The following is a 10,081-nucleotide window of genomic DNA, read 5'->3' as shown; positions in this document are numbered from 1 at the left end:
ACGACCGTCGCAGACGCAGGACGGCCGGTCCGGGGCCGTGCAGGGGAGTCCCCGCAGGACGACGAACACATACCCGGACCACATCACGTACCGGCAGAACGTTCGTCGTCTGAGGAGACGCCCCGGAGGGGCCCCGGACCCCACCCACAGCACGCGGCGAACCCCGCACCCCACGGGGGCACCCGCACAAACCCAGCCCGTCCGGCGCTTGAGGACGGAACCCCGCATCACAGAACCCCCGCGCCACAGAACCCCGCACCACAGAACCCCGCACGCAGAGCACCCCCGCCCCCGCATACGGCACACTGGACGTTTGGCCGGTACACGGCCACCCCGCCGCAGAAAGGGCCGAAGCGCGTGACCGGACCCCTCATCGTCCAGAGCGACAAAACCCTGCTCCTCGAGGTCGACCACGAGCAGGCCGACGCCTGCCGTCGTGTGATCGCCCCCTTCGCGGAGCTGGAGCGTGCGCCCGAGCACATCCACACCTACCGGCTGACCCCCCTCGGGCTGTGGAACGCCCGCGCCGCGGGGCACGACGCCGAGCAGGTCGTCGACGCGCTCGTGAAGTACTCGCGTTACCCCGTACCGCACGCGCTGCTCGTCGACATCGCCGAGACGATGGACCGGTACGGCCGACTCACTCTCTCCAAGCACCCGGTGCACGGGCTGGTGCTGACCTCCACGGACCGGCCGGTCCTGGAGGAGATCCTCCGGTCGAAGAAGGTCCAGCCGCTGGTCGGGGCCCGGATCGACCCGGACACCGTGGCCGTGCACCCGTCCGAGCGCGGGCAGGTCAAGCAGACGCTGCTGAAGCTGGGCTGGCCCGCCGAGGACCTGGCCGGGTACGTGGACGGCGAGGCGCACCCGATCGAGCTGGACGAGAGCGGCTGGGCGCTGCGGCCCTACCAGCAGCAGGCCGTCGAGGGGTTCTGGCACGGCGGGTCCGGGGTCGTCGTGCTGCCCTGTGGCGCGGGCAAGACGCTGGTGGGGGCCGGTGCGATGGCGCAGGCCAAGGCGACCACGCTGATCCTGGTCACGAACACCGTCTCGGCCCGGCAGTGGAAGCACGAGCTGGTGAAGCGGACCTCGCTGACCGAGGAGGAGATCGGCGAGTACAGCGGTACGCGCAAGGAGATCCGGCCGGTCACCATCGCCACGTACCAGGTGCTGACGACCCGCCGCAAGGGCGTCTACGCGCACCTGGAACTGTTCGATTCCCGCGACTGGGGGCTGGTGATCTACGACGAGGTGCATCTGCTGCCCGCGCCCGTCTTCAAGTTCACCGCCGATCTCCAGGCCCGCCGCCGGCTCGGCCTCACCGCGACGCTGGTGCGTGAGGACGGGCGCGAGTCGGACGTCTTCTCGCTGATCGGCCCGAAGCGGTTCGACGCCCCGTGGAAGGAGATCGAGGCGCAGGGCTACATCGCGCCCGCCGACTGTGTCGAGGTGCGGGTCAATCTGACGGACTCCGAGCGGCTCGCGTACGCGACCGCCGAGCCCGAGGAGAAGTACCGGTTCTGCGCCACGACGGCGACGAAGCGGAAGGTCACCGAGGCACTGGTGCGCAAGCACCAGGGCGAGCAGACGCTGGTCATCGGGCAGTACATCGACCAGCTCGACGAGCTGGGTGAGCACCTGGACGCCCCGGTGATCAAGGGCGAGACGAGCAACGCCCAGCGCGAGAAGCTGTTCGGTGCCTTCCGGGAGGGCGAGATCAGCGTGCTGGTCGTGTCGAAGGTGGCGAACTTCTCGATCGACCTGCCCGAGGCCACCGTCGCCATTCAGGTGTCGGGCACGTTCGGCTCGCGTCAGGAGGAGGCCCAGCGGCTGGGCCGGGTGCTGCGGCCGAAGGCGGACGGGCACGAGGCCCGGTTCTACTCGGTGGTCGCCCGCGACACGATCGACCAGGACTTCGCGGCGCACCGCCAGCGTTTCCTGGCCGAGCAGGGCTACGCGTACCGGATCGTGGACGCGGACGAGCTGCTGTCGGACAGCTGACCGGGGGCGGGGCGGGCGTCGCGCTCAGTGCGAGCGGCGGACGCCCGCCTCCTCCGCGTACTCGCCGAGGACGACGACGCCGAACGCGGCCCGCACGAAGACCCTGACCGCGCGCAGGGCCTCTCCGGTGCGGTGGTGGTGGGGGTGACCGGTGGCCGCGGTCGCGCCGTGCGCGGGGCCGGTCCTTCGGGGGTTCAGGGTGACGGTGCTCATGTCTTCCATGGTGCTCCGTGCGGCCCCGTTACTGCGTCGGTCCGCAGGTGGAAGCCCGAGGGTGCGCGTCTACCCCTGTGGTCGCATGCCGTCCCCTACGGGGTGGACCCCGCCCTCGTGCCCCGGTATCCGTTCGCGCCCGGCCCGGACCGTCGATACAATCGCCGGTCTGCCCGCCTCCCGCACCGTGGTACCGGCAGCCCGCAAGGGCCCGCGCCGGCAGCCGGGGGAGCGCCGCCGACCGGACGGAAACCGGCCGACAGCCAGTGATCGATCCCCGAGCGGACCGCATCGCCCCCGCACATCGACCGGGGGCGGGGTGCGGTCCGCCGTCCTGCGTTGAATGCCGGAGGCAACACCGTGCCCGCGCACGAACACGAAAGCGACACCACCACCGATCCCCTCGCCCATGAGCGCGCCCATCTCGCCGCCTCGCGTGCCGCGCTGCGTGCCATGCGCGAGGACGCCCAGGCCCTGAACATCCGCGATGTCACGGCGAACTGGGTGAACGCCGCAGTGCTGCAGGCCCAGATCGCGGACCGCATCAAGTCGCTCGCCGATCTCTCCCACACCCCGCTCTTCTTCGGGCGGCTGGACTACCTCCATGTCGTCGGTGCGGCGCAGGCCGAGGGCGCGGAGGGCGAGCAGTTCTACATCGGGCGCCGTCACGTCCATGACGCCGACGGTGATCCGATGGTCATCGACTGGCGTGCGCCGGTCTCCCAGCCGTTCTACCGGGCGTCCCGCAAGGACCCCCTGGACGTCGGTCAGCGGCGCCGCTTCGGATACACGGGCGGTGAGCTGACCGCGTACGAGGACGAGCACCTCACCGACCCGACCGAGACCGCGCAGACCAGCAAGCTCCTCCAGGCGGAGATCGAGCGGCCCCGCGTCGGTCCGATGCGTGACATCGTCGCGACGATCCAGCCCGAACAGGACGAGATCGTCCGCAGTGAGCTCGGCGGCTCGGTGTGCGTGCAGGGCGGGCCCGGCACCGGCAAGACGGCCGTGGGCCTGCACCGGGTCGCGTATCTCCTGTACGCGCACCGCGAGCGCCTCGCCCGCACCGGCACGCTCGTCATCGGGCCGAACAGGTCGTTCCTGCACTACATCGAGCAGGTTCTGCCGGCTCTCGGTGAGCTGGAGGTGAAGCAGGCGACCGTCGACGACCTGGTGACGGCGCACGTGGAGGTCCGGGGGGCTGACGAGGCGCGGGCCGCCGTCGTGAAGGGCGATGCCCGGATGGCGGAGGTGCTGCGGCGGGCGATCCGTTCGCATGTGACGATGCCGGCCGAGCCCGTCATGGTGGTGCGCGGCTCCCGGCGCTGGCGGGTGCCCGCGTACGAGATCGAGGAGATGGTCAAGGAGCTGCTGGCCCGCGACATGCGGTACGGGGCCGCGCACGAGGCCCTTCCGCAGCGCATCGCGCATGCCGTGCTGGTGCGGATGGAGGAGGCCGGCGAGGCGCCCGACGACCGGGTGCAGAACGCGGTGGCGCGTACCCCGGCGGTGAAGGCGGCCGTGAAGGCGATCTGGCCCGCGGTCGAGCCGTCGAAGCTGGTGCTGCGGCTGCTGTCGGACCCCGAGTTCCTGGCCGCGCACGCGGACGGGCTGCTCAGCGAGGACGAGCAGAAGGCGATCGTCTGGACGAAGCCCGTCCGCAGCGTGAAGTCCGCGAAGTGGTCGGCGGCGGACGCGGTGCTGATCGACGAGGCGAACGATCTGGTGGCGCGTACGCACTCGTTGGGCCACGTCGTGATCGACGAGGCCCAGGACCTGTCCCCCATGCAGTACCGGGCGGTGGGCCGGCGCTGCTCGACCGGATCTGCCACCGTGCTCGGCGATCTGGCCCAGGGCACGACGCCGTGGTCGACGCAGAGCTGGGAGCAGGCGCTGCACCATCTGGGGAAGTCGGACGCGGTGGTGGAGGAGCTGACGGCGGGCTTCCGTGTGCCGCGCGAGGTGATCGCGTACGCCTCGCGGCTGCTGCCGGTGATCTCGCCCGGTCTGGCCGCGGTGGAGTCCGTGCGTGAGTCGCCCGGTTCGCTGTCGGTCCGGGCGGTGGGGGCCGCGGACACCGGCGCGCTGGACGCGGCGGTGGTCGCGGCTTGCGAGGAGTCGCTGGAGCAGGAGGGTTCGACCGGTCTGATCGCCGCCGACGCGCGTGTCCCGGCGCTGGCGGCCGCGCTGACGGCTGCGGGGCACACGTATCTCTCCCCCGGTCAGGAGACGACCGCCGAGTCCCGGCTGACCCTGGTCCCGGCGTCGCTGGCCAAGGGCCTGGAGTACGACTACGTGGTGCTGGACGAACCGGCCGCCGTGGTCGACGGCGAGCCCGACGAGCGGACGGGGCTGCGGCGGCTGTACGTCGCCCTGACCCGTGCGGTGTCGGGGCTGATCGTTCTTCACGCGGCGCAGTTGCCCGCTGAGTTGAGCTGAGGACTGTCCCGTTTGGAGCATGCCGGTCTCGCGGGGTCCGGCATGCTCCGGACGAGACCCTGGAGCGGGGGTGGGGCGGTGCGGTGCCGCCCCACCCCCGTGTCCGGTCAGCCCGTCGTGCAGGCCCTCCCGTTCAGCTTGACCGTTCCGGGGTCGGCGGCCGCGCCCGAGACGCTGCTGTTGAACCCGAAGTCGACCGCCGCGCCAGGTGCGAGCGTGCGGTTCCAGGACAGCGGTGCGGCGGTGACCGTACGCCCGTACTGGGCGAGTTCGGCGCTCCAGGTGTGGCTGAGCTTCTGGTCACCGGGGAGCAGCCAGGTCAGGGACCACGGGGTGAGCGCCTCGGTTCCGGTGTTCTTCACCGTGACCGTGGTGGTCGAGCCGGTGCTCCACGGGTGCGAGGAGTACGTGACGGTGCAGGAGCGGGCCGGGCCCGCCCCGTCGCCCGCGTCGTCCAGGTAGGAGGCGACGAAGGCCAGTGGCGCGTTCCAGTTGATGGCGACCTCGTTGGTGGCGTAGGAGCCGTTGTCGTCGAGGTAGCACATCGCGGCCGCGCAGCCGTTGAGCTTGGCCGCGGCCTCCGGGTCGCCCGAGGTGGGGGCGGTGAGGTTGGGGCCGCCCGCGAGGGAGCCGGCGGGCGGGTGGGGCAGGGCGGGGTCGCTCTGGTGCGCCCAGACCCGGTGGTGCTGGTTCTCGGAGCTGCGCTCGCCGTACCCGGTGACGTACGACTGGTTCAGCGGGTTGCGTCCGAAGACGTAGTCGGCGCCGCGCAGTACGGCGTCGCGGTAGCCGGCCTTCCCGGTGATGTCGGCCGCGGTGGCCAGCACGATCATGTTGTTGAGCACCTGGCTGTTGGAGCCCCAGACGTAGTTCTGGCCGGCCGGGGCGTACGGGACGCCGTACAGCTGGTCCTCGGTCTGGGCGGCGTAGCGGTCGGCGGCCGTGGTCACCACGGAGCGGACCTGGGCCAGCTGGCCGGCGGTCAGGTCGTTGGGCACGGTGGCCAGGGTCAGCACGCCGAGGCCTGCCGTCCCGCCCCACCACATGCCGCCGTCGGCCGGGAAGGCCGCGTCGGTGTCGCCGTGCAGGGGCGAGTCGAGGAGCGCCTGGCGGTAGGTGGCGGCGCCGGTGGTGGTGAAGAGTTCGGCGGCGGCCCAGTAGAACTCGTCGGAGACGTCGTTGTCGCTGTACGTTCCGCCGCCGGTCCCGTCGTCGGGGTCGGCGAGCACGTCCGGGTGGGCCCTGGCCGCGGTCCACGCCGTCTCGGCGGCCGTACGGCACCGGTCCGCGAAGTCAGCGTCGTACGGGGCGAAGAGCCGGGAGCACTGGGCGGCCGCGGCGGCGAGGTTGAGCGTCGCGGCGGTGGACGGCGGGTGCAACTCGCGCTGCTGGGGGTCGAGATGGGGCATCATCGGCAGGCCGGTCCACCGGGCGTCGTGCATCTTGTGGTGGACCATTCCGGCGAGCGGCTGCCCGGCCGGGACCTGCATCCGCATCATGAAGTCGAGCTCCCAGCGCGCCTCGTCGAGGATGTCCGGCACGTTGTTGCCGCGCTCGGGCACCCGCAGCGCGCCGTCGCCGAGTTCGGCGGACTCCGCTCCGTCGGCCGTCAGGGTCCGCTCGTAGGTGTCCATCAGTTCGGCGACCGCGATGCCGCCGTTGACGACGTACTTGCCCTGGTCGCCGGCGTCGTACCAGCCGCCCCGCACGTCGAGCCGGTAGTCGCAGTCCCCCGGCCGGCAGGGCACGTCCGTGTCGCCCTTGTTGGGGGCGACGCCGAGGTGTCCGGCGGGGCGTGCGTACTCCGCGCCGACGAGGCCGGCGTCGATCTCGATGCCGCTGCGGTTCATGTAGAAGTACGCGAGCGAGTCGCTGCGCAGGGTGTCGTACAGGTCGGACCGGATCGAGAACGGTTCGCTGACCTGCCCGTCCGCCTCGACGGTGTAGCCGTCGCCGGTGGTCGTGACGTCGCCGAAGTCGAAGGTGTGGACGTTCTGGCGCGAGGTCGGGTCGATGCCGCCCGGGGTGGTGGTGCCGGTGGCGGCGGCCGTGCCGTCGGCGGCCCTGAGGGTCCAGGTCAGCGGCTCGGTCGCCTCGGTGACCAGGGTGCCGCTCTTGGGGCCCTGCGGGAGGTAGCCCACCTGGTTCACGCGGACGGTCGAACCGGTGTCGGGCACGTACACGGGCGGCTCGGCGCCGCCGCGCAGGGACACGTCGTCGAGACAGAAGGTGGCCGCCTCGTCGCTGCCGCCTATCTGGAAGGCGAGCTGGGCGGCGTCGCGGTCGGCGGAGGCGGTGAAGACGTGGGTGACGGGGGCCGCCTCCGTGCCGATCGGGTCCGTCGCGGACAGGTCCGTGGTCCATGGATCGGCAGCCATCTGCACGTTGGTGTGGATGGACAGCGGGGTGGTGGAGGTGGCGGTGTAGGTGAGGCTGTACGTCTCCCCCGCGACCAGCGGGATGTCGTTCTGGCCGACGATCACGTCCCACGGGTTGGCCGTTCCGGCCGGTACGTCGGTGCAGAGCCGGCCGTCCGTGACGGCCGCGGCGGTGTTGGCGGTCCACCACCAGGGCGCGGTGCCGGCGGCGAAGTCACCGTTGGTGATCTGCTCCGGGGCCGGGTCCGGGTCCTCGGCGGCGGCGGCGCCGGGTGCGGTGAGGGCACCGCCGAACAGTGCGGTGAGGGCTAATGTCCCGAGCACACGACGCCCGCGCCGGACGCGGGTGCGACCGGTGGGGGGCGGGGGCGGAGAGGCGTTCACCGGGGGCCTTTCGTAGGGGGCGGGTGACGGTCCAATGCGCGGCGAATAAGCGGTGGGAACGCTCCCATGAACGGGGAACACAGCCGGGGAGGCACCGTGGGAGCGTTCCCACACCGCGTGCCGCCATTGTGAAGCCGGTGGTGTTTGTTGCGCCAGGGTCGCGACAGCACGAGCCTGGCGGACCGCCCTCGCGCAGCGGACCGCCCTCGCGCAGCGGACCGCCTTCGCACAGGCGGGCGGGGGCGGGATGCCGTGTCCCGGCAACCCCGCCCCCGCTGTCCCGGGCAGATACCGCCCGCGCCGTCCCGGCAATCCCGCCCCCTGCCGCCCCGGCAGATCCCAGCCCCGCCCGCCCGTGCCTGCGCGCGGTCACCGATGCCGGGCAGGCCCTTACGCGTCGAGAATCGTCCGCCACTCCCTGACCGCCACCGCGTCCACCGGCCCGGACCAGCCGCCCGGCCGGGCGGCCCCGCCGATGTGGACGGCGTCGATGCCCGCGCCCAGCAGCTCGGGCAGGTGCTCCAGGCGCAGGCCGCCGCCGACAAGGATCTGCGGCTCGTACCCCGGCTCACCCTTGCGCGCCGCCTCGACGATCAACGTGGGGATGCCGTCGTCGACCCCGGCGGGCGAACCCGCGGTGAGGTACGTGTCCAGGCCCGGCAGGTCGGCGAGGGCCTTGCGCAGCGCGTCCCGGTCGGCGGCGCGGTCGATCGCACGGTGGAACGTCCACTTGCAGCCGTCCAGTTCGGCGACGATCCGCTCGATCGCGACCAGGTCGGGGTGGCCGTCCTCGTCCAGGAAGCCGAGCACGAACTCGTCCGCACCCTCGGACCGCAGTTCACGCGCCTTGCGTACGAGGACGCCGACGTCGCCGGCGGCGAAGCCGTCCGCCACCCTGAGCATCACCCGCAGCGGAATGTCCACCGCGGCGCGGATCGCCGCGAACGTCGCGCACGACGGGGTGAGACCGTCCGCCGCCATGTCGGTGACCAGCTCAAGCCGGTCCGCACCACCCGCCTGGGCAGCGACCGCGTCCTCCGCGTCGAGAGCGATCACCTCCAGGACTGCACGGTTGCTCATGGGAACCCAATCCTCCAGGAAGCAGCTATAGGTCTAGTCCAATGGGCAGCCTACGGGGCGGTAGGGCCGGGGCGCAGCTCACCGTGAACGTGAAGATACGCGAGGCCGGCCCCGGGACGGGCGACCGGAGGCGCGCGGTCCGCACCTCCGTACCGGATCACCCTTGCGTCCACATAGGGGCAGGGGGTATACCTGAGTAAGAAGCGCATACCCCCTAGGGGTATACCGACCATCGAATGAGGAGGCCCCGTGTCCGCGCAGACCGCAGCCACCACCGGCACCGCCGCCCCCGGCGGCCCCACCGGTACCGGCATCGCCGCAGAGGTCGAGCTCGCGATCGGCGGCATGACGTGTGCCTCGTGCGCGGCCCGGATCGAGAAGAAGCTGAACCGGATGGACGGGGTCGAGGCCACCGTCAACTACGCCACCGAGAAGGCCAGGGTCAGCTACCGGGGCGAGGACGTCTCCGTGCAGGACCTGATCGCCACGGTCGAGAGGACCGGCTACACCGCGCAGGAGCCCGCTCCCCCGGTACGCACCGGCGACGCGCCCGCCGGGGCGACGGAGGCGGACGAGCTCCGCCCGCTGCGGCAACGGCTGATCACCGCGGTCCTGCTCGCGGTGCCGGTCATCGCGATGGCGATGATCCCGGCCCTCCAGTTCGACAACTGGCAGTGGCTCTCCCTCACCCTCACCGCCCCCGTCGTCACGTACGCCGCCTGGCCCTTCCACCGCGCCGCGTGGACCAACGCCCGGCACGGCGCGGCCACCATGGACACGCTGATCTCGGTCGGCACCTCGGCCGCGTTCCTGTGGTCGCTGTGGGCCCTGTTCTTCGGCACCGCCGGGATGACCGGCATGACGCACCCCTTCGAGCTGACCATCGGACGCAGCGACGGCTCCGGGAACATCTATCTGGAGGCGGCGGCGGGAGTCACCGCGTTCATCCTGGCCGGGCGCTACTTCGAGGCCCGTTCCAAGCGGAAGGCGGGCGCCGCGCTGAAGGCGCTGCTGGAGCTCGGCGCGAAGGAGGTCACCGTCCTGCGCGACGGCCGCGAGGTCACCGTGGGGACGGAGGACCTCCGGGTCGGGGACCGGTTCCTCGTCCGTCCGGGCGAGAAGATCGCCACGGACGGCCTCGTGGTGGAGGGCAGTTCGGCGGTGGACGCGTCGATGCTCACCGGTGAGTCCGTCCCCGTCGAGGTCACGGCCGGTGACGCGGTGACCGGCGCGACGCTGAACGCGGGCGGCCGGCTCGTCGTCGAGGCGACCCGGATCGGCGCCGACACCCAGCTGGCCCGGATGGCGAAGCTGGTCGAGGACGCGCAGAACGGAAAGGCGGCGGCGCAGCGGCTGGCCGACCGGATCTCCGCGGTGTTCGTCCCCGTCGTGATCGCACTCGCGCTCGGCACGCTCGGCTTCTGGCTGGGCAGCGGCGAGGGTCTGACGGCCGCGTTCACGGCCGCCGTCGCCGTACTGATCATCGCCTGCCCGTGCGCCCTGGGCCTCGCCACCCCGACCGCCCTCATGGTCGGAACCGGACGCGGCGCCCAGCTCGGCATCCTGATCAAGGGCCCCGAAGTCCT

At 72.1% G+C, this 10,081-nt stretch carries 6 protein-coding genes; 3 read left to right on the top strand and 3 right to left on the bottom strand.

What is annotated here, in order from left to right:
• Positions 1-357 precede the first annotated feature (357 nt).
• On the top strand, positions 358-2,001 hold the full coding sequence (locus tag ABT025_RS38515; RefSeq protein WP_351003399.1) for a DNA repair helicase XPB: 1,644 nt from the start codon (positions 358-360) through the stop codon (positions 1,999-2,001).
• A 24-nt stretch (positions 2,002-2,025) separates the two neighbouring features.
• On the opposite strand, the gene ABT025_RS38510 is transcribed toward ABT025_RS38515, so the two are convergent.
• Entirely contained in the window at positions 2,026-2,214 is a 189-nt protein-coding gene (locus tag ABT025_RS38510) for a hypothetical protein (RefSeq protein ID WP_351003398.1), read from the bottom strand.
• Between the two features lie 360 nt (positions 2,215-2,574).
• Between ABT025_RS38510 and ABT025_RS38505 the strand changes: the two genes are divergently transcribed.
• Positions 2,575-4,653 carry a HelD family protein gene (locus tag ABT025_RS38505; protein WP_351003397.1) on the top strand — a complete coding sequence of 693 codons (2,079 nt, stop codon included), beginning with the start codon at positions 2,575-2,577 and terminating at the stop codon, positions 4,651-4,653.
• A gap of 107 nt (positions 4,654-4,760) precedes the next feature.
• On the opposite strand, the gene ABT025_RS38500 is transcribed toward ABT025_RS38505, so the two are convergent.
• Together ABT025_RS38500 and ABT025_RS38495 are read right to left on the bottom strand one after the other, a co-directional pair.
• Entirely contained in the window at positions 4,761-7,355 is a 2,595-nt protein-coding gene (locus ABT025_RS38500; RefSeq protein WP_351003396.1) for a glycoside hydrolase family 9 protein, read from the bottom strand.
• Positions 7,356-7,805: 450 nt separating this feature from the next.
• Entirely contained in the window at positions 7,806-8,495 is a 690-nt protein-coding gene (locus tag ABT025_RS38495; protein ID WP_351003395.1) for a copper homeostasis protein CutC, read from the bottom strand.
• A gap of 249 nt (positions 8,496-8,744) precedes the next feature.
• Here ABT025_RS38495 and ABT025_RS38490 point away from each other — a divergent pair.
• On the top strand, positions 8,745-10,081 hold a 1,337-nt coding region (locus ABT025_RS38490; RefSeq protein WP_502972131.1), incomplete at its 3' end, for a heavy metal translocating P-type ATPase.

Source organism: Streptomyces sp. NPDC002809 (assembly GCF_040295435.1).
In the GTDB taxonomy this organism is placed as follows: Bacteria; Actinomycetota; Actinomycetes; order Streptomycetales; family Streptomycetaceae; genus Streptomyces.
This window is presented reverse-complemented; position numbering and strand designations above follow the sequence as displayed.

Excerpts from the sequence above, each read along its gene's own strand:
- ABT025_RS38495 (WP_351003395.1), bottom strand. The coding sequence starts at position 8,495 with ATGAGCAACCGTGCAGTCCTGGAGGTGATCGCTCTCGACGCGGAGGAC.
- ABT025_RS38510 (WP_351003398.1), bottom strand. The coding sequence starts at position 2,214 with ATGAGCACCGTCACCCTGAACCCCCGAAGGACCGGCCCCGCGCACGGC.